The organism is Zoogloea sp. LCSB751, assembly GCF_002028455.1.
Classification (GTDB): domain Bacteria; phylum Pseudomonadota; class Gammaproteobacteria; order Burkholderiales; family Rhodocyclaceae; genus Zoogloea.
In genome coordinates this window covers 159,716-183,268 of sequence record NZ_MWUM01000003.1, presented here as the reverse complement: position 1 = coordinate 183,268, position 23,553 = coordinate 159,716, and the positions used below count along the sequence as shown (strand labels likewise).

At 64.2% G+C, this 23,553-nt stretch carries 13 protein-coding genes; 12 read left to right on the top strand and 1 reads right to left on the bottom strand.

Annotated features, from left to right (window positions below; all coding sequences use genetic code 11):
* The first annotated feature begins 7 nt into the window (after nt 1–7).
* The 5 genes from B4920_RS05350 to B4920_RS05330 are packed head-to-tail and all read left to right on the top strand — an operon-like array spanning nt 8 to nt 7,559.
* Entirely contained in the window at nt 8–265 is a 258-nt protein-coding gene (locus B4920_RS05350; protein WP_079433583.1) for a PP0621 family protein, read from the top strand.
* Nucleotides 262–1,845 (top strand): PAS domain-containing sensor histidine kinase, encoded by a 1,584-nt coding sequence (locus B4920_RS05345; protein ID WP_079433582.1) that lies wholly within the window; start codon nt 262–264, stop codon nt 1,843–1,845. Before B4920_RS05350 ends, B4920_RS05345 begins: the two co-directional genes overlap by 4 nt.
* Nucleotides 1,842–3,215, top strand: a complete 1,374-nt coding sequence (locus B4920_RS05340; RefSeq protein WP_079433581.1) for a sigma-54 dependent transcriptional regulator — start codon at nt 1,842–1,844, stop codon at nt 3,213–3,215. Before B4920_RS05345 ends, B4920_RS05340 begins: the two co-directional genes overlap by 4 nt.
* A complete protein-coding gene (locus B4920_RS05335; RefSeq protein WP_079433580.1) occupies nt 3,215–6,616 on the top strand; it encodes an ATP-binding protein in 3,402 nt (1,133 codons plus the stop codon). The genes B4920_RS05340 and B4920_RS05335 overlap by 1 nt, the downstream gene beginning before the upstream one ends.
* A complete protein-coding gene (locus B4920_RS05330; RefSeq protein ID WP_079433579.1) occupies nt 6,609–7,559 on the top strand; it encodes a response regulator transcription factor in 951 nt (316 codons plus the stop codon). Before B4920_RS05335 ends, B4920_RS05330 begins: the two co-directional genes overlap by 8 nt.
* 1 nt (nt 7,560) lies before the next feature.
* Here the strand turns inward: B4920_RS05330 and B4920_RS05325 are convergent, their stop codons facing one another.
* On the bottom strand, nt 7,561–10,869 hold the full coding sequence (locus B4920_RS05325; RefSeq protein ID WP_079433578.1) for an EAL domain-containing protein: 3,309 nt from the start codon (nt 10,867–10,869) through the stop codon (nt 7,561–7,563).
* A 233-nt stretch (nt 10,870–11,102) separates the two neighbouring features.
* Here B4920_RS05325 and modD point away from each other — a divergent pair, with 233 nt between their 5' ends.
* The 7 genes from modD to B4920_RS05290 all read left to right on the top strand — a co-directional run bounded on the left by modD (nt 11,103) and on the right by B4920_RS05290 (nt 23,532).
* On the top strand, nt 11,103–11,969 hold the full coding sequence (gene modD / locus B4920_RS05320; RefSeq protein ID WP_254050834.1) for a ModD protein: 867 nt from the start codon (nt 11,103–11,105) through the stop codon (nt 11,967–11,969).
* A gap of 185 nt (nt 11,970–12,154) precedes the next feature.
* Nucleotides 12,155–14,050, top strand: coding sequence for a potassium transporter Kup (locus B4920_RS05315; RefSeq protein ID WP_079433577.1), 1,896 nt, complete (start codon nt 12,155–12,157; stop codon nt 14,048–14,050).
* A 414-nt stretch (nt 14,051–14,464) separates the two neighbouring features.
* On the top strand, nt 14,465–15,850 hold the full coding sequence (locus tag B4920_RS05310; protein WP_079433576.1) for a TIGR03013 family XrtA/PEP-CTERM system glycosyltransferase: 1,386 nt from the start codon (nt 14,465–14,467) through the stop codon (nt 15,848–15,850).
* An 87-nt stretch (nt 15,851–15,937) separates the two neighbouring features.
* Nucleotides 15,938–18,034, top strand: coding sequence for an XrtA/PEP-CTERM system histidine kinase PrsK (gene prsK, locus B4920_RS05305; RefSeq protein ID WP_088179386.1), 2,097 nt, complete (start codon nt 15,938–15,940; stop codon nt 18,032–18,034).
* 4 nt (nt 18,035–18,038) lie between these two features.
* The gene (prsR, locus tag B4920_RS05300) at nt 18,039–19,406 is read left to right on the top strand and encodes a PEP-CTERM-box response regulator transcription factor (protein WP_079433575.1); all 1,368 of its coding nucleotides are present in this window, start codon (nt 18,039–18,041) and stop codon (nt 19,404–19,406) included.
* Nucleotides 19,403–22,210: an XrtA/PEP-CTERM system TPR-repeat protein PrsT gene (prsT, locus tag B4920_RS05295; RefSeq protein WP_139379430.1), complete on the top strand. Its 2,808-nt coding sequence runs from the start codon at nt 19,403–19,405 to the stop codon at nt 22,208–22,210. Before prsR ends, prsT begins: the two co-directional genes overlap by 4 nt.
* 41 nt (nt 22,211–22,251) lie before the next feature.
* Nucleotides 22,252–23,532 carry a nucleotide sugar dehydrogenase gene (locus tag B4920_RS05290; RefSeq protein WP_079433573.1) on the top strand — a complete coding sequence of 427 codons (1,281 nt, stop codon included), beginning with the start codon at nt 22,252–22,254 and terminating at the stop codon, nt 23,530–23,532.
* Nucleotides 23,533–23,553 lie beyond the last annotated feature (21 nt).

Sequence of the window (23,553 nt, the reverse complement as noted above, 5' to 3'; positions counted from 1 at the left end):
TTTCGTCTTGCGCAATATCCTGCTGTTCATCCTGTTTCTGCTTGCCGTTTTCTACGTTCGTCGTGCCCTGCGGAAAGACCCGCGGCGTGACGAGCGTGACGTGCCTGCGGAGGAGCGGAGCCAGGCCCGTGCGCCGTCGGAACAGATCGAGCAGATGGTGGCCTGCGCCCATTGCGGCGTGCATGTGCCGGAGAGCGAAGGCGTGCGCAGCGACGGCCACTTCTTCTGCTCGGAGGACCATCGCCGCCTCGGCGCCCGCCGGTGAGCGCCGAGTCCGCCCCGCTGGGGGCCGATTTTCCCGCCGATGACGACCGTACCCAGCCGCTGCGTTACCTGAACCTGTTCCGCCTGGTGCTTGCCGGGCTGTTCGTGGTGGCCGGGCGGGCGTTGCAGCTCGGCAGCGATTCGCCAGCGCTGTTCTTCGGCGCCGCTTTTGCCTATCTGGCGGCGGTGCTGATCCTCGGCTTTCCGGATGCCGCCCGCCTGCTCGGCATGAACCGCCTGGTGACCCTGCAGGTGCTGGTGGACATCACGCTGCTGACGCTGATCATGTGGGCCAGCGGCGGCTACCGCAGCGGCATGCCGATCCTGATCCTGGTGGCGCTGGCCGGTGCCGGCCTGGTCGGGCAGGGGCGCATGGTGCTGTTCTATGCCTCCTACGCGACGCTGGCGGTGCTGCTCGAAAACACCCTGCGCCTGCTGTCGGACCGGGTGATGACGGACTTCTTCACCGTCGGCGTGACCTGCATCGGCTTTTTCGCCATCGCCCAGGTGGCGCGCCTGCTGGCCCTGCGGGCGATTGCCAACGAAAACCTGGCCCGCCAGCGGGGCGCCGATCTGGCCAGCCAGCTGCGGCTCAACCGGCAGATCATCAAGGACATGCAGGACGGCGTGCTGGTCGTCGGTGAGGACGGGGCCGTGCGTCATTACAACCCCCAGGCCGCTGCGTTGCTCGGCCCCGCGCTGCAGGAAGGCGCGGTGCTGGCAGCCTGTGCACCGGCCCTGGCGCGGGAACTGCAGCGTGGCGTGAACACGGCGGATTCGGCGCGACGCATCCGTGCCGAACTGACCGGCAAGATGCTGCTGGTGCGCCTGCTGCCCGCCGGCGAGGCCGGCGAGACGCTGATCTATCTCGAGGACTACGATCGCCTCCACCGCCAGATCCAGCAGGTCAAGCTGGCCGCGTTGGGCCGGCTGACCGCCAGCATCGCCCATGAGATCCGCAACCCGCTGGCCTCGGTCTACCAGGCCGCGGAGCTGCTGCGCGACGAAAAGCGCGGCGACATGCAGGCCCGCCTGATCCGCATCATCGGCAACAACGCCCAGCGCATCGACCGCCTGGTCGGCGACGTGCTGGCCCTTGGACGGCGCGACGAGGCGTTGCCGGAGGCCTTGCCGCTGTGCGAGTTCGTGGATGAGTTCCTGGAAGAGTTCGCGGTGGCGCACGCCAGCGATGCACCGGGCGTCGTCGTCAATCGTATTGGGCCGGGATTGCAGATGGCGATGGACCGCACCCACCTGCGCCAGATATTGTGGAATCTTGTGGGCAACGCGCGCCGCCATTGCAGCGGCCAGCCGGCTGCGGTGACAATTACGGCGTCGCCCTGCGATGACGGTCGCGTGGCATTGGATGTGTCCGACGACGGCCCGGGGATTCCCGAGGACCTCCGGACGCAGGTCTTCGAACCCTTTTTCACCACCCATTCGAAAGGGACCGGCCTGGGGCTGTACATCGCTCGGGAGCTTGCCGAGGCCAATGGTGCAGTGCTCGAGCTGTGCCGAGACGAGCCCGGCGCCTCGCAGTCCGGTGCCCATTTCCGCATCATTGGACGCGTGAAACCATGATCCAGCACGAAAGACGGACCCGTTCCAGCGGGCCGGACGTTCTCATCGTCGATGACGAAGACGACATCCGCGAACTCCTTGAGCTCACCCTGCTGCGCCTTGGCCTGGCCAGCGATGGGGCGGCCAACCTCGCCGAGGCCCGGCGTCTGCTCGGTGAAAAGCGCTACCGCCTGTGCCTGACCGACATGCGCCTGCCCGACGGCGATGGCCTCGAACTGGTGCGCTACATTTCGGAGAACGTGCGCGACCTGCCGGTGGCGGTGATCACCGCCTTCGGCAGCATGGACAACGCGGTGACGGCCCTCAAGGCCGGCGCCTTCGACTACTTGGCCAAGCCGGTGTCCATCGATCAGCTGCGGGCCCTGGTGAAGTCCGTCTTCTCGGTGTCGGCCAAGGACGGCGAGGCCCATAACAAGGACAGCTCCAGCCTGATCGGCGATTCGCCGGCGATGGTGCAGGTCCGTTCGCTGATCGAGAAGCTGGCCAGGAGCCAGGCCCCGGTGTTCATCTCGGGCGAATCGGGGAGCGGCAAGGAGCGTGCGGCGCGGATGATCCACGATCTGGGCCCCCGCGCGGCGGCGCCCTTTGTGGCAGTGAACTGCGGCGCGATCCCGGAAAACCTCATGGAGAGCGAGTTCTTCGGTGCGAAGAAGGGCGCGTTCACCGGTGCCGACTCCGATCGGGAAGGCTTCTTCCAGGCCGCCCACGGTGGAACCCTGTTCCTCGACGAGGTCGGCGACCTGCCGCTGGCGATGCAGGTCAAGCTGCTGCGGGCAATCCAGGAGAAGAAGTTCCGCCGCCTCGGCGATACCGTCGAGACCGCCGTCGATGTGCGCATCCTCAGCGCCACCCACCAGAACCTGAAGGCCATGGTGGAGGCCTCGCGCTTCCGCCAGGATCTGTTTTACCGCCTCAACGTCATCGAACTGCGCATGCCGGCGCTGCGTGAGCGCAGCGAGGACATTCCGCGCCTGGCGGAGATCCTCCTCGAGCGTCTGGCCGAGGCGTCGGGCTTGCCGGCCGCGACGCTCAGCGCCGGGGCCGTGAAGGCGCTCGGCGCCTATTCCTTTCCAGGCAATGTGCGTGAGCTGGAGAACATCCTGGAGCGGGCACTGGCCCTGTCCAGCGGCAATGTGATCGAGGCCGACGACCTGCTGCTGGACCCGGCCGACATCGGTGAGAGCAGCCCGGCCCTCGCTGCCGCGCCGGCGGGTACCGATCTGCAGGACTACCTCGACCAGATGGAGCGCCACGCCATTGAAGATGCGCTGGAAAAATCCGGTGGCAACCGCACTGCCGCAGCCCGTCACCTGGGGGTGACCTTCCGTTCCCTGCGTTATCGCCTGGAACGGCTGGGCATGAAGGAGTGATGGACGCCGAGGGGGAGAAGGCGGCGGAGCCGGATGCCATCCAGCGGGTGGTCAAGGTCCGGCGGGATTACAACGCCTGGGTCGCCCGCGAGACCATCGAGGATTACGCGCTGCGCTTCACGCCGCGCAGCTTCCGGCGCTGGTCGGAATGGCGGGTCGCCAACACCGCCTTCGGTGTGGCTTCCTTCCTGGTGCTGGAGGCCGTCGGCGCCACGCTGCTGGTGGACTACGGTTTCAGCAACGCGCTGTGGGCGATCCTCGCCGCCGGCCTGATCATCTTCCTGGCCGGCCTGCCGATCAGTCTGTACGCCGCCCGCTACGGGGTGGACATGGACCTGCTGACCCGCGGGGCCGGCTTCGGCTACATCGGCTCGACGCTCACCTCGCTGATCTACGCGTCCTTCACCTTCATCTTCTTTGCCCTCGAAGCGGCGATCATGGCCTACGCGCTGGATCTGGCCTTCGACATACCGCCGGCCTGGGGTTACCTGCTGTGTGCGGTGGTGGTGATTCCGCTGGTCACCCACGGGGTGACGGCGATCAGCCGCCTGCAGGCGTGGACCCAGCCGCTGTGGATCCTGATGCTGGTGGTGCCCTACGTTTTCGTCTTCAGCGAACGCCCGGATGTGCTGCACGGCATTGTGTCCTACGGTGGTGAGCACGGCGTGGGGGCGGATTTCGACATGCGGGCCTTTGGTGCCGCGCTGACGGTTGGCATCGCACTGATGACCCAGATGGGGGAGCAGGCCGACTACCTGCGCTTCATGCCCGAAAAAACGCCGGCCAACCGCTGGCGCTGGTGGGCCGCGGTGCTGGTCGGCGGGCCGGGCTGGGTTCTGCCGGGGGTCGTCAAGATGCTCGGCGGGGCGCTGCTGGCCTATCTGGCGATCAGCAACTCGGTGCCGGCGGAGCGGGCGGTGGACCCCAACCAGATGTACCTGGCCGCCTACGAATACGTTTTTCCCGGCCTGCACTGGGCGGTAGGGGCGACGGCGCTGTTCGTGGTGGTGTCCCAGCTCAAGATCAACGTCACCAACGCCTACGCCGGTTCGTTGGCCTGGTCGAACTTCTTTGCACGGCTGACCCACAGCCATCCGGGGCGGGTGGTGTGGGTGGTCTTCAACACGCTGATCGCGCTGGTGCTGATGGAGCTGGACGTGTTCCAGGCCCTCGGCAAGGTGCTCGGCCTGTACGCCAACGTGGCCATCTCGTGGATGATGGCGGTGGTCGCCGACCTGGTCGTCAACAAGCCGCTGGGCCTGTCGCCGCCGGGGATCGAGTTCAAGCGTGCGCACCTGTACGACGTCAATCCTGTCGGCGTCGGCGCGATGGGGATCGCATCGGTGTTGTCGGTGGCGGCCTATCTGGGCGTCTTCGGGCCCGACGCGGAGGCCTTCTCGGCGCTCATCGCGCTGGTCGTCGCTTTCATCACCGCGCCGCTGATCGCCTGGATTACCGGCGGGCGCTACTACATTGCCCGCCGTCCGCTCCCATCCGCCGCCGGCGGTACCCGCCGCTGCACGATCTGCGAGAGCGAGTATGAGGCCGACGACCTGGCCCATTGTCCGGCCTACCAGGGCGACATCTGCTCCCTATGCTGCTCGCTGGACGCCCGCTGCAACGATTTGTGCAAGCCGGAGGCGCGGCTTTCGGCTCAGTGGTCGGCGGCGATGCGGCGCGTCCTCCCGCCGGCCGTGTGGCCTTATCTGGACACCGGGCTCGGCCACTACCTCCTGCTGATGGGGCTGATTGCGCCGGGCCTGGCGCTGCTGATGTGGCTGCTGCACTACCACGGCCTCAGCCTGCTCGGCGCCAGCGCGCCGGAGTTCGCGCCGGCGCTGCACCTGGCCTTCCTGAAGGGCTATGCGGCGCTGTTGCTGCTGGCCGGGCTGGTGGTGTGGTGGCTGGTGCTGACCCACAAGAGCCGCCAGGTGGCGCAGGAGGAGTCGAACCGCCAGACCCACCTGCTGATGCGCGAGATCGACTCCCACCGGCGTACCGACGAACAACTGCAGAAGGCCAAGCAGGTGGCCGATCTGGCCAATCAGGCCAAGAGCCGCTACATCACCGCGATCAGCCACGAACTGCGCACGCCGCTGAACAGCATCCTCGGCTACGCGCAGATCCTCGACGGCGACGACTCGATCCCGGTGCACCGACGCCAGGCGATCAACGTGATCCGCCGCAGCGGCGACCACCTGCTGTCGGTTATCGAAGGCACGCTGGATATCGCCCGCATCGAAGGCGGCAAGCTGACGCTCGACGTGAAGCCGCTGGATTTCCGCGATTTCATGGCGCAGATCGTCGGCATGTTCGAGCTGCAGGCGCGCAACAAGGGGCTGGAATTCCGCTTCGAGCCGAAGGGTGAGTTGCCGGCCTTCCTGCGTGCCGACGAGAAGCGCTTGCGCCAGATCCTCATCAACCTGCTCGGCAACGCGGTGAAGTTCACCGCCCAAGGCCACATCAGCCTGCGCCTCGCGTATCGCATGGAGATGGCCACCTTCGAGATCGAGGATTCGGGGCCGGGTATCTCGGCGGCCGAGATCGAGCGCATCTTCGAGCCCTTTTCCCGTGGCAGCTCGGCCCAGGGCGCCAGCGGGGCAGGGCTGGGGCTGACGATCAGCCGCATGTTCGCCGACGTGATGGGCGGCGAGCTGACGGTGACGAGCGAACCCGGCGTCGGTACCACCTTCCGGGTGCGCCTGTTCCTGCCGCAGGTCCGCGACGAGCTGGCGACGCGTCAGCTGCCGCGCCGCAACCGGCTCGGTTACCGCGGCGAGCGGCGGCGCATCCTGATTGTGGACAACGAGCGGGTGGATCGGGAGTTCCTGATCACCTTGCTGGAGCCCCTCGGTTTCGTGCTGGCCCAGGCGGCATCGGGGCAGGAATGTCTTGCGCTGATGCCCGAGTTCCGCCCGGACCTGGTTTTCATGGATCTGGCCATGCCGGGCATGGATGGCTGGGAGACGGTGCGCCGCATCCGCGCCGGCGCCCAGGCCGCCACCCCGGTGGCGATCATCTCGGCCAATGCCTACGAGCGCGGTCTGCACAGCGACGACAACGACCTGGGCATCGGTGCCGCGGACTTCATCCTCAAGCCAGTGCAGGTGCATGAGCTGCTGGAGTGGATCGGTCAGCGGCTGGACCTGGAATGGCTGGAGTCCGCCGACGAACTGCCGTCCGCGCCGCCCGTCGGCTGGGTCGCGCCGCCGGCCGCGCTGCTGGAACCTCTCGCGCACCAGGTCGAGCTCGGCTACGTGAAGGGCATCCTGGCCCGTCTGGCCGACATCGAGGCGGCCGATGCGGCCTACGCCCCCTTTGTGGCCGAGGTCCGCGAGCTGACCCGTGGCTTTCACCTCGACGCCATTCCACCGCTGCTGGAAAAAGCCCGCCATGCCTGATTTCGACCGGCTCAATTCCGACCTCGTGCTGATCGTGGACGACATTCCCGAGAACCTGTCGGTGCTCCACGATGCCCTCGACGAATCCGGCTACACGGTGCTGGTCGCCACCAACGGCGAGACGGCACTGCAGCGGGCGCGCCAGAGCCTGCCCGACGTGATCCTGCTTGATGCGATGATGCCGGGCATGGATGGCTTCGAGGTGGCGCGGCGACTGAAGGCGGATTTCACGACCCGCCACATCCCGATTGTCTTCATGACCGGGCTGACCGAGACCGAGCACGTGGTGGCGGCCTTCGCCGCCGGCGGCGCGGATTACGTGACCAAGCCGATCCGCCCGCAGGAGGTGCTGGCCCGCATCGCGGCCCACATGCAGAGCGCCCGCCTGATGAAGCAGGCCCGTAGCGCGCTGGATGCCTTCGGGCAGGCGACGCTGGCAATCCGCCCGGAGAGCGGCCGGGTAGTGTGGCAGACGCCGCTGGCAAGGAAGCTGATGCAGAGCTATTTCGAGGGCGTGGAAGGGCTGGAGGACCAGGCGCCACCGGCGGTGATGGCCTGGGTGCAGTCTTCGGGCCGTGCCCGTGGCGAGGGGCGGGAGTTTCCGCCCCTGTCATTGAGCCAGGGCGCCCGGCGGCTGATCTTCACGCTGCATGAGCGCACCGGCGACGACGAGTGGCTGGTGAGCCTGCGCGAGGAATCCGATGCGGCGGTGCTCGATGCGCTGATGGGCGCCTTCCGCCTGACGACCCGTGAGGCGGAGGTGTTGTATTGGGTGATCAAAGGCAAGACCAGTCCCGACATCGGCGAGATCCTCGGCTCCAGCCCGCGTACCGTCAACAAGCACCTGGAGCACGTCTTCGCCAAGCTGGGCGTCGAGAACCGCACGGCGGCAGCCTCCGTGGCGATGGCGCGGATCCGCGCCGGTGGCGCCAGCGAGGGCTAGTTCAGGCCAGCACGGGGCTGTGTTCTGCTTCCGCCCGCAGCAGGCGGGTGATGTCCACCGCCGGGAGCGGCCGCGCGAACAGGAAGCCCTGCATCACGCGGCACTGACGTTCGAGCAGGAAGTCGCGCTGGGCTTCGGTCTCGACGCCTTCGGCGACGACTTCAAGGCCCAAGTCGCGGGCGATCGACAGGGTTGCGGCGGCAATCGCGGCGTCTTCCGGGTCGCCGGGCAGATCCTGTACGAAGGAGCGGTCGATCTTCAGGCGGGTCAGTGGCAAGCGCTTGAGGTTGGACAGGTTCGAATAGCCGGTGCCGAAATCGTCCAGCGCGAGGCCGACCCCCAGGTTGCGCAGGGTGGCGAACTGCTGCTCGGTTTCGCTGCTGGGCTGCATCAGCGCGCTTTCGGTGATCTCGAGTTCGAAGCTGCCGGGCGGGATCTTCCAGTGATTCAGCGCGTGGCGGAGCCGGTCGATGAAACCCGGGCGGCGGAACTGCAGGGCCGAGATGTTGATGGCGACGGTCAGCGCGGGCAGGCCTGCATCGCGCCAGGCGGCCTGCTGGCGTGCGGCTTCGTGCAGTACCCAGTCGCTGATGGCGTGGATCAGGCCGGTTTCCTCGGCGAGGGGGATGAATTCGCCCGGCGGGACCCGGCCGCGGTCCGGGCTGTCCCAGCGCACCAGGGCCTCGACGCCGATCAGGCGCTTGCCGGGCATTTCCCACTGGGGCTGGTATTCGAGGATCAGTTCGTTGCGCTCGATGGCCCGCCGCAGCGCGTTCTCGAGCATCAGGCGGGCGTAGGCGCGGCTGTTCATGTCCGGCGTGAAGAAGCGGAAGTCGTTGCGCCCTTCGTTCTTGGCGTCGTACATGGCCGTGTCCGCATGCTTCAGCAGCCCGTCCACGTCGGTACCGTTGTCGGGGGCGAGGGCGATGCCGATGCTGGTGCTGACGGTGAGCTCCTGGCCGTCGATGTCGAAGGGCGTGAGCAAGCTGTCCAGCAGCTTGCGGGCCACGGTGGCGGCATCGCCGCTGCGGGACAGCTGGGGCAGCAGGACGACGAATTCGTCGCCGCCGAGACGGGCCAGCACGTCTTCGTCGCGCAGGCATTGGGACAGGCGTTTGGCGGCGGCCGACAACAGACGGTCGCCGGTCGGATGGCCGAGGGTGTCGTTGACCTTCTTGAAGTTGTCCAGATCGAGGAACAGCACGCCGACGCAGGTGTTGTTGCGCCGCGCGAAGGCCAGTGCCTGCTCGGCACGATTGACCCACAGGCTGCGGTTGGGCAGGCCGGTCAGGGTGTCGTAGTGGGCCAGGTAATGGATGTGGGCTTCCGCGGCGCGGCTTTCGGAGACGTCCTGTACGGTGCCGCGCAAGGTGCGCGCTCCGTTGGCAGCCGGTGTGGCCTCGATGCTGACGTGCACGATGCGGCCTTTCCGGCCAGCCTCCGCCAGGCGGATGTCCAGGTTGGCGCCGGCCTGTCCGTGCTGGACCCTGTCGAGGGTGTCCTGCAGCAGCTGGCGGTCGTCCGGATGAATGGCGGCAAGGAAGTTCGGTAGCGTGCTCGCGGTGTCGGCCGGGACGCCGAGAATGCGGTACAGCTCGGTGGACCAGTGGTTGCGGTCGTTTGCCGGGTCGGCCTCCCAGCTGCCGAGGTGGGCGATCCGTTCGGCGTGGGTGAGCATGGCCTGCTGGTCGATCAGGCGACGGCCCGCGTCGGCCAGCTCGGTGGTCCGCCGGTCCACCAGCTCTTCGATGCGCCGGGCCCGCCCAGTGGTGGCGAGCAGGAAGGCCCCCAGGGTGCCGGTGCTCAGCAGGCCGATGGCGAGCAGGGTCCAGGCCTCCCAGCCCCGGTGGCGGAAGGCGTAACTTGAATCGGTGGTGAGCGTGAGTGTCCAGCTCTGCCCGCCGATATCGATCGGCTCAACCCACGGGGTGAGACCGTTCGCGCCGGGCTCGCCGGCCGGGGGGCAGGATTGCTGGCCGGCGAGGTGGTGGCCGAACTTCGTGCCGCGGACATTCTCCGTGAGGCAGTAGCCGATGCCGGGAATCTCGTGCCCGTGCAGGGCGCTGTCCACGCTGTCGGCAATCCGCAGCGCGATGAAGACGAAGCCGTCGGGGCTGGCCGGCGGCAGCTGGCCGCGATGGCTGGTCCGCTGGTAGAGCACGACGCCGGCCATCCCCTCCGTCTCCTGGGTCAGTTCGAAGGCCCTGGAGGCGGCCGCCTGACCGTCGGTGCTGGTGCGCAGAATGGCTTCGGCACTGGCCGGGATGGTGGATACATCGACGCCGAGGGTCCGCAGGTTGGGCGAAAGGGGGGCGATGAAACGGATCGGGTAGTACTCGGGACGAGGCTCTGCCGGATAGAGTTCGTTGGAGGGGCCGCGGTCGAGAATGTCGAAGTTGCCGCCCTCTACCGCAGCGCGGGCCGAGCGTTCGAAGGCCTGACGCTGGTTACCCGGCACGCGGGGGATCCAGCCGATGGCCTGCAGTCCGCCAAGGCGGGAGAGCCAGGATGCGGCGAACTGCTGGAAGCCTTCGTCGTCCAGCCCGGGGGCGGCGACCATCACCCGTTCGGCGGACTGCAGGACCGACTGGTAATCGGAAAAACGGCTGGTCAGCAGGTTGGAGAGAAAATGGGCGTCGCTTTCGAAACGGGATTGCAGGCGCTGGCGTTCCCACTGGCCGATCTGCACCTCCAGGCCGACCAGCAGGAACAGGGCGATGCACATGGGAATCACCAGGCCCAGGCGGCGCGGCGCCCAGTCCCGGCGGGGCTGGCCCCAGAAGGCGAAGATCAGCGGACAGGCGATGAGGATGCCGATGGCGTCGCCGGCCCACCAGTTCCACCAGCTGAAGACGGCATCGTGCTCAGGAACGGAGCCGAGCAGGGACAGGGCGCCGACGCCGATGCTGGCGCTGACCACGCAGCTGAGCGGGGCCGCCAGGAAGAACAGGCGCAGGATGGCGCCGGCACTGTCGAGGGGATTGGGAAAACCGATCCAGCGGCGGACCAGGGCGACCCCGACGAAGGCTTGCAGAACGGCGCCGGTGCCGACGCACAGGGGCATGATCCAGTTGATGCCCCCGAGCCCCGCGCGCATCACCGCTTCCACATTGGTGATGGCTGCGCCGATGAAGATGGCCGGCCAGATGCGCCGGCCATGGATCAGCATGGCGGCCAGGGCGATGCCGGCTGGCGGATAGAGCGGGGCGACGTAGCCGGGCGGGATCGCGATATGGAGCGCGATCAGGCCGCATATCGCGTAGGCGACGGCAATTCCGGCGATCTGCGGTATCCGCTGGGAAAAAGGCATTGGCTGTCTGCGGTGTCGGGTTGCTGTTGTCGAAAGCCGATGGCGGTCAAGGGCGTTTCTGTGCAAACCCGGGTTCCGTGCGGCAAGTCGCCGTCATTGTAGCGTTGCCCATTTCGTGATGGAGGACATCTGTCGGGAGGATGTGGCGTACTCCGCAGCAGCGGCATTAAACCGACCGGCGAGTATGATCGGCCATCTTCGTTCTGTCAGTGCCTTCGATTTCGGGAGCCTCGATGATGTCTTCGTTCAACTTGCCGGACGCGACCCTTCTTGCGTTGCTGGCCGATGATGTGTCCTGCGGTGATCTGACCACCGTATCGCTGGGGATCGGTGTGCGGGAGGGGCGAGTGGTCTTCCGTGCGCGGGGCGCGATGACCGTGTGTGGTTCCGAGGAGGCGACACGCCTTTTTGAGCTGGCCGGGGCGCGGGCGCGCCTGTGGGTGTCTTCAGGGAGCCACGTGGAGGCGGGGCGTCTGCTGCTCGAAGCCGAAGGCACCGCCGATTCCCTGCATGCCGCCTGGAAAACCGGGCAGGTCCTGATGGAATGGGCCAGCGGACTGGCGACGGCGGCAGCGGCCATCGTCAAGGCGGCCGAGGCGGGCGGAAGGCGGGTCGCGGTGGCATGTACGCGAAAGAACGTGCCGGGAGCGAAGGCCATGTCGGTGAAGGCGGTTCGCGCCGGCGGGGCGACCATCCACCGCCTGGGATTGTCCGAATCCCTGCTGGTGTTCGCCGAGCACCGCCTGTTTCTGGCCGAGACGCCGGCACAGACCGTTAAACGGCTGCGCGCCCGAGAGCCGGAGAAGAAGATCGTTGTGGAGGTCGGCAGTGTTGCGGAGGCTGCCGAATGGGCCCGGGCGGGGGCCGATGTGCTGCAACTCGAGAAGTTCTCTGTCGGGCAGGTGGCGGAGTGCCGCCAGCTGGTGAATGCCCTGGCACCGAACGGGCGCGGGGCGCCGCTGCTGGCCGCCGCCGGGGGCGTGAAGGCGGACAATGCGGCGGCTTTCGTGGCTGCCGGTGCCGACCTCCTCGTCACCTCCGCACCCTACACTGCGGCTCCGGCGGATGTCGCCGTCAGTTTCGAGCTGCCGTCGGCATGAGTCTTCCTTTCCGGCGCGTTCTGCCTCCGGCTCTTGTTGCAATGCGGTAGTATCTCGGCCCCGAGCGTGGCTGGGCGTCGTCGATGGGCCCGCCCACGGGGGCAGGATGGCCGATTACGCGCCGTCGGCGGCGAGTTACCGGGGCGGATCGGTCGATTCGCCCACAGGTGTTTCAGGAGAGCTGTATGAGTACAGTGCTTGCCACCGGGCAAGAGAAGCAGTCCCGCATGCAGGTTCTGCCGGTTGCACTGGCGGCGATGGGGGTGGTGTTCGGCGATATCGGTACCAGTCCGTTGTACACGATGAAGGAGGTCTTCAACGGCCCTCACGCGGTACCGGTGACCCCCGACAATGTGCTGGGTATTCTGTCCCTGGTGTTCTGGGCGCTGACCATCGTCGTATCCCTCAAGTATGTGGTGTACATCATGCGGGCCGACAACCGGGGCGAAGGCGGCATCATGGCCCTGACTTCCCTGGCCCTGCGCACCAGCAAGTCGCCGCGCCTGGGGTCGGCGATGGCCGGCCTGGGGTTGTTCGGTGCCGCGTTGTTCTATGGGGACGGGGTGATCACGCCGGCCATTTCGGTGTTGTCGGCGGTCGAAGGCCTTGAGGTGGTGACACCTGCGTTCAAGCCCTATGTATTGCCGATCTCGTTGCTCGTGCTGATCGGCCTGTTCGTGATCCAAAGCAAGGGAACGGCCAGGGTGGGGGCCGTATTCGGCCCGGTGATGCTGTTCTGGTTCACGACCCTCGGTGTGCTCGGCGTGATGAACATCACGCGCCACCCGGATGTGCTGCGGGCCATCAATCCCGTTTACGCGGTGAGTTTTTTTGCCGACAACCACTGGATCGGCTTCCTGGCCCTGGGGGCGGTGGTGCTGGCAATCACCGGCGGTGAGGCCTTGTATGCCGACATGGGCCACTTCGGCCGGCGTCCGATCAAGGTGGCGTGGTTCGGTTATGTGTTTCCGGCCCTGTACCTCAACTACCTGGGACAAGGGGCGCTGATCCTCGATGACCCGTCGGCGGTGGCCAACCCCTTCTACCGGCTGGTTCCGGAGCCATTGCTGCTGCCGATGGTGGGGCTGTCGACACTGGCCACCATCATTGCCTCCCAGGCCGTGATCTCGGGGGCCTTCTCGCTGACCAAGCAGGCCGTGCAGTTGGGGTATTCACCACGTATCCACGTGATTCATACCTCCGACAAGGAGATGGGGCAGATCTACGTGCCCAATGTGAACTGGTTGCTGCTGGGGGCGGTGGTTGCACTGGTGATCGGCTTCCGCTCGTCGAGCGCACTGGCCTCGGCCTACGGCATCGCCGTGACGCTGACGATGATGATCGACACGGTGCTCGCCTTCGTGGTGGTGCGTGCCCTGTGGCAGTGGCGCTGGGCACCGGCAGTGGCTTTTCTGGCCTTGTTTTTTACCGTCGATTTCGGCTTCTTTGCTGCAAACAGCGTCAAGATCTTCGATGGTGGCTGGTTTCCGCTGGCCATGGGGCTGGCGGTCCATACGCTGCTGATGACCTGGAAGAAGGGGCGGGCGGCGCTATCGGAGCGCATGCGGCTCGACACGATGCCCCTCGACCTGTTCATCCAGTCCATGTTCCACGATCCCCCCCTGCGTGTCCCGGGAACCGGTGTGTTCATGACCACCGCGCCGGAGGGTGTGCCCCGGGCACTGCTGCACAACCTCTTGCACAACAAGGTCCTGCATGCGCGGGTGGTGCTGGTGAATGTGGTGACCGACGACATCCCCTTCGTGCCCGACACGGAGCGGGTCAAGGTAGAGGAGCTGGATTTCGGTTTTTATCGGGTCTTCGTCCGCTATGGTTTCAAGGACGACCCGGACATTCCCGCTGCGCTGGCCATGTGCGAAAGCCAGGGCCTGCCTTTCGAGTTGATGGAGTCCTCGTTCTTCCTGGGACGGGAAACGCTGATCCCGAGGACCGGGTCTTCCCTCGGCCTGTGGCGTGAGCGCTTGTTCATCCTGCTTTTCAGAAATGCGCACAGTGCCGCCGATTTTTTCTGCATCCCGGCCAACCGGGTTGTCGAGTTTGGCACTCAAATCGAGCTGTGATGTTTTGAGGTGTATGCGTTTGTGCTGAAATTTGCGGGGTGTCTGAATTCCTGCTTCAGAGAAATGAAATAAGTGATAATTTTGTTTTAATTGTTTTTATTCAAATATTTAGGGTGGGGTTTAGAGTCCCCTTCATATAATTTCGGCCCATCCTTCAGCCCGTTGTGGGCACCGCGCCAGCCGAAATGTATTTTCCCCCGTGACAGGTATCACGGGTGTTTCCAGCGCCGAGGGCTATCGTTCGAGTGCGCGGAGTTTCACGCATTTGGCAAATTTGCAGTGCACAATCGGCATGACCTTCACGCCGTCTTCATAGATAATGTGCTGCTTTTTTCCGGGTGTGAAAGCGTCTGCGTTTGACCGCTTCATCTAATTTGCATGGACGGCCGTATTGAAAATCGACCGGGGCTCGAGATGCTGAAACTCTTCAATCATTACGTACCTTCCAACACTGTGTTGCAGCTGCTGTTCGATGCGCTGTTGCTGTTTGTTGCGGTGATTGTCGTGTTCGTGGTTCAGGATAAGGTCGACGGGGAGCTCCTGTTCTCAGTCGTGCCGTCTGCGCTTGTGTTTGCGGCGGCAATGATGATTCTCAACGGAGCCCTCGGTCTTTACAGGACCGGCTTCGGCGGCGAATGGCGCGAAACCTTGATGCGTGTTGCCATTTCCATCGTGTTGAGCGTTCCGGTGGCTTATGGTGTTTTTCGGGTGTTGCCGTGGGGTGTTTTCGCCCATGAGGCGATGGAATTGAATGTCATTGCCCTGTTGGGGCTGGTGGTCGCCGCGCGGGGATTTGCAGTTCGGCGTGCAGGGGCAGGGGTTTTGGTCAAGAGAATCATGGTAATCGGGACGGGGGCGGACGCTGTTGCAGTCGAACATGCGCTGACGCATCCCGCCAATGCCAGCTTGCAGGTGGTGGGTTTCTATCCGGCGGGCAGCAATGACGAGGTGAGGGTCGACCCGAAGCGGATCGTCCATTTCGATGGCAGTCTGCTGGCCGCCGCCAATCAGCTGCGGGTCAATGAGATCATCGTTGCGGTCAAGGAGCGTCGGGGGGGCGTCATCCCGCTTCGCGAACTGCTCGACTGCAAGATGGCGGGCATCAAGGTCCTGGATCTGTCGAGCTTCTTCGAGCGGGTGCGCGGTCAGGTGCGTATCGACTCCCTGCGCGCCAGCTGGCTGATTTACGGCGAAGGTTTCCGGCAAGGCTGGGGGCGTACGCTGGTGAAGCGGATCTTCGATATCGTGGCCTCCCTCGGCCTGCTCATCCTTGCCGCGCCGGTCATGGTCCTGGCGGCGCTGGCCATCGTGATCGAGGATGGTGCCCCGGTGTTCTATCGCCAGGAGCGTGTCGGCCTCGGCGGCCGTCTGTTCAAGGTCACCAAGTTCCGCAGCATGCGCCGGGATGCGGAGCGGGATGGCAAGCCGCGGTGGGCGTCAGCCAACGACGACCGAGTCACCCGGATCGGGCGTTTCATTCGCAAGGTGCGTATCGACGAGTTGCCGCAGCTGTTCAATGTTCTGAAGGGTGACATGAGTCTGGTGGGGCCGCGGCCCGAACGTCCCTTCTTCGTCGACCAGCTGACCCGCGACATTCCGTTCTATGCGGTCCGCCATTGTGTCAAACCGGGGGTGACCGGCTGGGCCCAGGTCCGTTACCAGTACGGCTCCTCTGTGGATGATGCGATCAACAAACTGCAGTACGATCTCTACTACGTGAAGAATCACACGCTGTTCCTGGATACCGTGGTGTTGTTTGAGACTGTTCGGGTGGTATTGACGGGTGACGGAGCGCATTGATCGTTCCATTGCGTTGTTTTCACTCCTGACGGGGTGAGTTGCGGTGCTCCCGCATGTCAGGAGCGCATGCTTTTCTGCTGAGAGCCGATGGAATCCGTCCTGTCCCAAGTATCGGTCTGGAGCTACGCGTTTGCGACCATCGTCCATGCGTTGTTCGGGCTGTATCTGGCGGTAGCCTGGAGGAAAGGGCAGCGTGGTGCCCTGCTGATCGCGGCCGCGGTGGGTGGGGCCTTGTGGGCGGGCGCCAACTGGGCCTTTTCGGTGTCGGGTTGGGGATGGTTGTTCCAGCTGGCCAACTTCTTCGATGTTCTGCGCCTGGCGGCCTGGTTTGGCTTTCTCGTCGCCTTGTTGTCCCAGCCGTCCGCCGATGGCGAAAAGAACGAGCTGCCGCGCTGGCCGGGGCCAGGGGCGTCCGCCGTCGTGGCTCTGGCGGCGGGTGGGGTGTTCTGCTTCAGCCTGGGGTTGCCGCTTTATGGCACCCCGATGCGAACCTGGGCTGCAACATCCCTTCTGTCCTCGGTGTTCGGCCTGGTTCTGCTCGAACTCTTTTATCGGGCGGTGCCCGAGCGCTACCGTTGGGGCATCAAGCCCCTGGCGCTCGCGCTGGGAAGCCTGTTTGCTTTCGATGTCTATCTGTACGCCGATACCTTGCTGTTCAGCCGCATTCATCCAGTCACATGGAGCGTTCGAGGCTTTGCCCACACGCTGACCATTCCATTGCTGGCGGTGTCGGCTTCGCGGAATCCTGACTGGACGCTACGGGTTTCCGTGTCCCGTCATGTGGTGTTCCATTCGACGGCCTTGGCTGGCTCCGGACTGTATCTGTTGTTGATTGCCGGTGCTGGCTACTACATGCGCTATTTTGGCGGTGAATGGGGGGAGGCCCTCCAGTTGGCACTGCTCTTCAGTGGTGCTTTGTTCTTGTGTGTGCTGGTTGTTTCGGGCGCCTTCCGGGCGCGTCTGAGGGTCCTGCTGGCCAAGCATTTCTTCGCGTATCGCTACGACTACCGAAAGGAGTGGCTTAGTGTGACCCAGGCCCTATCGGTGGCCGGCGATGGCTTGAGCCTCGGCGAGTCGGTGGTCAAGGCGCTGGCGGATCTGGTCGAGAGTCCGGGGGGAGGGGTCTGGCTTTGCGATCTGAACGGCAGTTACAGTCAGCAGGCGCGCCTCAACATGCCTGACTACGGGGTGCGCGAGCAGGCCGATTCGGAGCTCTGCCGCTTCCTGCTGGAGCGGGAGTGGGTGGTGAATCTGCAGGAGATGCGCAGCGGCATGTCGTCGGGCGCGGGCCTGCCGATGCCGGCCTGGGCGTCCGAGCTGTCCGACATGTGGTTGATCGTGCCACTGATTTCCTCGGGCGTGCTGGTGGGTTTCGTGATCCTCCTGACGCCGCGGACTCCGGTGGACGTCAATTGGGAAGTGCTCGATCTGCTCAAGATGGCCGGACGGCAAGCTGCCAGTTACATTGCGCGCATGCAGACGGCGGAGGCCTTGATCGAAGCGCGAAAGTTCGATGCGTTCAACCGGATGTCGGCTTTTGTCGTCCACGATTTGAAGAATCTGGTCGCCCAGCTCTCGCTCATGTTGCGCAACGCGGAGCGTCACAAGGACAATCCGGAATTCCAGGCAGATATGCTGGATACCGTAAGACATGCGGAGACGCGCATGCGGGGGCTGATGGCCCAGTTGATGGAGAAGACGCCGATCAATCAGCGTCGGCCAGTCCAGCTCAAAGGGGTCGTCGAACACGTAGTTCAGTCCAAGCGCATGTTCAAACCTTGCCCCCGGTTGCTCGGTTGTGCGCCGGATCTGGCAGTGCTGGCGCATGCGGAGCGGCTCGAGCGAATACTCGGTCACATCGTGCAAAATGCCCTCGACGCGACCCCCGAGCATGGTAGTGTGTCAGTCGAGCTATCCCAGGAGGGTAAATTCGCCTGTATTACAGTGCGGGATACCGGGTCGGGTATGTCGGTCGCCTTCATCCGGGAGCAACTGTTCAAGCCGTTCCAGACGACCAAGTCCAGTGGGATGGGGGTCGGAGCCTATGAGGCCCAGCAGTACGTGAATGAACTTGGGGGAAGCCTTACGGTGCAGAGCGAGGTGGGAGTAGGGTCGAGATTCGATGTCCGCCTGCCGCTCGCCGCGCAGACCCAGAATGCGAGTAACGAAGCATTGGCTGAGTAGTCATATGAGTGAGAAACGCAGGACTTTGTTGATCGTCGAGGATGATCCCGCACTGCAAAAGCAGATGCGCTGGGCCTTCGACCAGTACGAGACGGTGGTCGCCACTGACCGGGAGGAGGCGATTGCCCAGTTGCGCCGCCATGAGCCGGCCGTCGTGACGATGGATCTGGGGCTGCCGCCAGCGCCCGACGATGTGACCGAGGGTTTCAAGCTCTTGGGGGAGATTCTGGCCCTTGCGCCGGATACCAAGGTGGTGGTGCTCACGGGACAGCACGACCGGGAGAATGCGGTTCGGGCGGTGGGTATGGGCGCCTACGATTTCTTTGCGAAGCCCTTCGAGCCCGAGTTGCTGGCTCTCACTCTGGATCGGGCCTTGCGGCTGTACGATCTCCAGCAGGACAACCGCAAACTCAAGATCCAGCAGGGTAGCGCTCTGGCGGGTGTGATCACGCGGGATCCCGGCATGCTGCGGGTGTGTCGCCTGATCGAAAAGGTCTCGTCGGCTAACGTGACTGTGATGCTGTTGGGTGAGAGCGGGACTGGTAAGGAAGTGCTGGCCAGAGGACTGCACGAACTCTCTCCGCGCCGCAACGAGCGTTTCGTCGCCATCAACTGTGCCGCCATCCCGGACAACCTGCTCGAGAGCGAACTGTTCGGCTACGAAAAGGGTGCCTTCACCGGAGCGGTGAAGCAAACGCTGGGCAAGATCGAGGTCGCCAACAAGGGAACCTTGTTCCTCGACGAAATCGGTGATTTGCCGATGCCGCTGCAGGCCAAGCTGCTACGTTTCCTGCAGGAACGCGTCATCGAGCGCATCGGTGGCCGCGAGGAGATTCCGGTCGACGTGCGTATCGTCTGTGCCACGCATCAGGATGTGAAGGGACTGATCCAGGCCGGGCGTTTCCGGGAGGATCTGTATTACCGACTGGCGGAGATCGTGGTGGACATCCCCGCGTTGAGGGACCGGGATGGTGATGCGGTGCTGCTGGCGCATGCTTTCGTGCAGCGTTTTGCAGGCGAGCATGGTCGGGGGTCGATGACGCTTACCGACGATGCGGTTCAGTGCATCGAAGCGCATCGGTGGCCGGGCAATATCCGCGAGCTTGAAAATGCAATCAAGCGGGCGGTTATCATGGCAGATGCGAACTGCATTACGGCCGATGATATCGGACTCGGCAACAATGCGGACGAGGAGTTGGAGGCGCTGAACCTGCGCGTCGTGCGTGAGGAGGCTGAACGTCGTGCAGTGGTCCGGGTCATGGCCCGGGTCAACGGCAACGTGGCCCGTGCGGCCGAGGTGCTCGGTATCAGCCGCCCGACCCTTTATGATTTGATGAACCGCTTCGGTTTGAAGAAAGAGATTTCAACGTGACCCAAGGACCCCTGCAGATGCGTTTTCCGTTCAGGCATGGCGGCAAAGTACGAAACGTCGCCATCAGTGCCCTGTGTGCCCTTCTCCTGACTGCCTGTGGCGGCAATCCCGAGTCGATGGTGGCCTCTGCCAAAGAGTACCTGGCAAAGAACGATACCAATGCCGCGACGATTCAGTTGAAGAATGCCCTGCAGAAGAATCCGAGCTTTGCCGAGGCCCGCTATTTGCTGGGCAAGGTGAATTTCCAGCAGGGGAACTACGCCGATGCGGAGAAGGAGCTCAAGCGGGCTCTCGATCTCGGCTTCTCGCCCGACCAGGTTGTTCCGCCGCTGACCGAGAGCCTGTTGCTCAGTGGTCAGGCGACGCGGATTCTGACCGAACTTCAGGACCAGAAATTGTCCCAGCCCGAGGCGCGGGCGTCCTTGCTGGCTACGGTCGGCTTGGCGCAGATGACCCAGGGAAAGCGCGATGCGGCGACCGACGCATTCCAGGCCTCGCTCAAAGAGGTGCCCAACTACCCTCAGGCCCGCGTCGGTCTGGCCAGGATCAAGGCGGGCGGGCGTGATCTAGAGGGGGCGCTGGCGGATGTCGACGCCGTTCTCAAGGATGTACCGAAGTTGCCGGAGGCTCACTCTTTGCGCGGTGAGCTGCTGCTGGCATTGAACCGGCCCGACGAGTCCATCCCGGCGTTTGAGGCTGTGATCGCGGCCCGACCGACTGATCTGCCGGCCTATCAGAGCCTGATCTCGCAGCTACTGCGCAGCAACAAGCTGGATGTGGCGCAGGGCAAGATCAATGACTTGAAGAAGGCGGTGGGCAATCATCCTCTCGCACTCTATCTCCAGGCCTTCATCGATGCACGGAACGGCAAGACCAAGGAGGCGTACGACGGGGTCCAGCAGGTGCTGCGTGTTGCTCCGGACTACATCCCGGCCCTGGTGCTGGCGTCCAGCCTGCAATTGCAGCGGCGGGACTTCATCCAGGCGAGGGATAACCTGGGCAAGGTCCTCGAAAAGGCACCGACCATGCCGATGGCGCGCCGCTTGCTGGTTGCGTCACACCTCGGGCTGCAGGAGCCGGCCAAGGCCCTCGAAGCGCTGCAGCCCTTGTTGAAGGATTATTCCGAAGATATCGCCGTGCTCAACCTGGCGGGTCAGGTCTATGCGATGAACGGTGATTTCACGCGCTCGGAGGAGTATTTCCGCCGTGCCAGTGTGGCCGATCCCAAGAATGCCCAGTATCGCACCCGCCTCGGGGTTTCCCGGCTGGCGGCTGGTGAGACCGACCGCGCCTTCCAGGACCTGGAAGCCGCATCCGCCCTCGACACCGACAATATCCAGGCTGATATCGCCCTCATCATGGCCCACCTCCGCCGTGGCGAGGCAGCCAAGGCGATGGCCGCCGTACAGACCCTCGAGAAGAAGAGACCGAACGATCCGGTCACCTTCAACATGAAGGGCGGTGTGTTCATGGCCAGCAAGGATGTGGCAGGGGCACGCAAGGCCTTCGAGCGGGCGCTGGAACTGAAGCAGGACTTCCTCCCGGCCCTCAGCAATCTGGCTCGCCTGGACATCAGTGACAAGAATCCCGCGGCTGCCCGCAAGCGCTACGAGGATTTCGTCAATAAGAACAAGAAGCTCCCCGAGGCGTATCTCCAGTACGGCGAACTTCTGGCGCTGACCGGCGCGTCCGCCAAGGATGTGCAGGTGGTGCTGGATAAGGGCTTGGCCGAGGTGCCGAGCTCCTTGCCGATTCGTGTTGCGCTGGTGCGCCTGCTGGCCCAACTCGGGGATACCAAGAGGGCACTCCTGCTTGCCCAGGAGGCCTCCGCCTCGGCGCCGGACGATCCGACCGTTCTGGATCTGCTTGGCCGGGCCCAGGTAGCTGCCGGCGAACGGCAGCAGGCCATTGCCACGTTCTCCAAGCTGGTCGGCAGGCTGCCCAATTCGCCCACTCCCTTGCTGTCACTGGCTGATCTGCAGGTTGCGCTAAAGGACTATACGGCGGCGGAGCAATCCTTGCGGAAGGCGCTCACCATCAAGCCTGACAGCATCGACGCGCAGCAGCGCCTGATCGCCATCCTGGTGAATGGCAAGCGCGGTGATGACGCGCTGCGTATTGCCAAGAATATCCAGCAGCAGCACAGCAAATCCGCGATTGGCTTTGTGCTGGAGGGGGACGTCCAGCTCGCGCTGGGGCGGAAGAGCGAAGCCGTGGTGGCGTACAACGAGGCATTCCAGCGGGACAAGACGCCCCAAGCTGCTGTCAGGCTATATGGTGCGAAGGTTGCAGCGGGCCAGGTGCAGGAGGCAGCCAAGTTGTTTGCCGACTGGATCAAGGCAAACCCGAAAGACCTTACGCTGCGCACCTATATTGCCGAAAGCAACCTGGCCGCCCAGAAATATGATCAGGCCGTGCAGCAGTATCGCCAGATGCTGGAGATTGCGCCGAAGAATCCCATGCTGCTCAACAACATGGCCTGGGCGCTGGGTAAATTGAAGGACAGTAGCGCACTGTCGGTCGCGCAGCAGGCTGTCAATCTCGCGCCGAACAGCCCGGTCGTGCTGGACACCTATGGTGTGCTCCAGATTGAAAGCGGGGACGTCAGCAAGGGGGTTGAGACGCTGAAGAAGGCCGTCAGTCTCGGGCCCAATCTGCCCCAACTGAGGTTGAGCCTTGCGCGGGCGTTGATCAGGGCCGGGGACAAGGAGAGCGCTCGCAAGGAGCTCGATCTGGCCTTGAAGAACGCTCCTGAAAAGACACCAATCCGCGCCGAGATCGACAGGTTGCGGGCCGCGTTGTAACGGTTGTTGCCATCCGGTATCAATATTTCAGGAATTAGATCATGAGTATCATTGCTGTTATCGGCCTCGGCTACGTGGGTTTGCCGCTGGCCGTTGAGTTTGGCAAGAAGATGAAGACCGTGGGTTTTGATCTGTCTGCCGAAAAGGTTGCCGCCTATGGGCGCTTCGTCGATCCGACGGGTGAGGTCAGTAGCGAGGACCTGAAGGCAGCTGTTCATCTCACGTGCAGTACGGACCCCAAGGCGGTTAGTGAGGCGGATTTCATCATCGTGGCAGTGCCCACTCCGGTGGACGAGGCGCATCAGCCGGATTTCACTCCGTTGATCAAATCTTCCGAAAGCGTCGGCCGCAACCTCAAGCGGGGCGCCACCGTGGTGTACGAATCCACTGTGTATCCGGGTGCCACCGAGGAGGTCTGCATTCCGATCCTCGAGAAGTACTCCGGCCTCAAGTGGAAGGAAGACTTCTTCGTCGGCTATTCCCCCGAGCGGATCAATCCGGGCGACAAGGAACGCACCGTCACCAAGATCGTGAAGGTGGTGTCTGGTGATACGCCTGATACCCTCAAAAAGGTTGCTGAAACTTATGGTGCGGTGATTACCGCCGGGGTTTATCCGGCTAGCTCCATCAAGGTTGCCGAGGCGGCGAAAGTCATCGAGAACACTCAGCGCGACCTCAATATTGCACTGATGAACGAGTTGTCGGTCATCTTCCACAAGATCGGCATCGATACTATCGAAGTCCTGAAGGCGGCCGGTACCAAGTGGAACTTCCTGCCCTTCCGTCCGGGCCTGGTCGGTGGTCACTGCATCGGTGTCGATCCCTACTATTTGACCCACAAGGCTGACATGCTGGGTTACCACCCGCAGGTCATCCTGGCCGGTCGTCGCATCAACGACAGCATGGGCAAGTATGTGGCCGAGCAGACCGTGAAGCAGATGATCGGTGCCGGGCACAACATCAAGGGCGCGAGCGTCATCGTGCTGGGGCTGACCTTCAAGGAGAACTGCCCCGATCTGCGTAACAGCAAGGTCATCGATGTGATCCATGAATTGCAGAGCTATGGCTGCAACGTCGTGGTGCACGATCCGGTGGCGGAATCTGCGGAGGCCGAGCACGAGTACGGTGTGAGCCTGACGGCGTGGGACGACCTGCCTCGGGCCAAGGCCATCGTCGCGGCAGTGGCGCACAGCGAATACTCCGAGCTGGGCGTGGGGCGTCTTTGCGAGAAGCTCGAGCCGAACGGTGTTTTCACCGACGTCAAGAGCTTCTACGACCCGGCAGAGCTCGATGCTGCCGGTGTGACGGTCTGGCGTCTCTGAGGACGCCGACGGGGTTGGCGG